The sequence below is a fragment of the Actinomadura rubrisoli genome (assembly GCF_004349215.1).
Lineage (GTDB): Bacteria > Actinomycetota > Actinomycetes > Streptosporangiales > Streptosporangiaceae > Spirillospora > Spirillospora rubrisoli.
Genome location: NZ_SMKU01000739.1, coordinates 1 through 987 on the forward strand (window position 1 = coordinate 1; position 987 = coordinate 987).

Annotated in this window: 1 protein-coding gene and 1 pseudogene; both read left to right on the forward strand. The window is 67.8% G+C overall.

Annotated elements, in window-relative coordinates:
* Positions 1-62: 62 nt before the first annotated feature.
* Positions 63-233 (forward strand): annotated as a pseudogene (locus E1298_RS51050) (transposase); the annotation flags it as partial.
* An 82-nt stretch (positions 234-315) separates the two neighbouring features.
* A complete protein-coding gene (locus E1298_RS47210) occupies positions 316-987 on the forward strand; it encodes an IS5 family transposase (protein WP_243726285.1) in 672 nt (223 codons plus the stop codon).

Genomic DNA, 987 nt, shown 5'->3' on the forward strand with positions numbered 1-987 from the left:
CTAGGCGGTGTCTGATAAATGATCGTGTTGCGGGTGCTGGTCCGGTTGGATGATCGTCTGTGGTGCGTGGTGGTGAGTTGACTGATCGGGCGTGGGCGCAGCTTGAGCCGTTGCTACCCGCTGCCGGTGGGCAGGGCCGCCGGTGGCGGGATCACCGGCAGGTGATCAACGGGATCCTGTGGCGGTTGCGGACCGGTTCTCCGTGGCGGGATGTGCCGGAACGGTACGGCCCCTGGCAGACCTGCTATGAGCGGTTCAAACGCTGGGACCAGGACGGCACCTGGGAACGCCTGCTGGAACACATGCAGGTCAAGGATGACGCGCTGGCGGTCTTGGACCTGGACGTGGTCGCCATCGACTCCTCGATCGCCCGCGCTCACCAGCATGCCGCCGGGGCGCGGAGAGAGGGGGCCCGACCAGGGGACGATCGAACACGATGAGCCCAATGAGCACGGTGATCACCAAAGCGGGCAGTCGGCCCAGGCGCTGGGGCGTTCGCGCGGCGGGTTCACCACCAAGATGCACCTTGTCGTGGACGGTCGCGGCCTGCCGCTGGTGGTGCACCTCACCGCCGGCAACGTCAACGACTCGGTGGTGTTCGAGGAGGTCGTCGAGCAGATCCGCATCGCCCGCCCAGCCGGCGGGCGGCCCCGGACCCGGCCGGGCCGTGTGTTGGGTGACAAGGGCTACTCGGTTCAGCGGATCCGCGGCTACCTGCACCGCCGCGGCATCGGCTGCGTGATCCCCGAACGCGCCGACCAGATCGCCAACCGCCGGCGCAGAGGCCGCCGTGGCGGACGGCCACCGGCCTTCGACACGACCCTGTACAAGCGCCGCAACCTGGTCGAACGCTGCTTCTCAAAACTCAAGCAGTTCCGCGCCATCGCCGCACGGTACGACAAACTGGCCAGCCGCTACCGCAGCGGCCTGCTACTGGCCAGCCTCATCCTCTGGCTCCGCCACCACGAGTTGTCAGACACCACCTAG

Excerpts from the sequence above, each read along its gene's own strand:
- E1298_RS47210 (WP_243726285.1), top strand. The coding sequence starts at position 316 with ATGACGCGCTGGCGGTCTTGGACCTGGACGTGGTCGCCATCGACTCCT.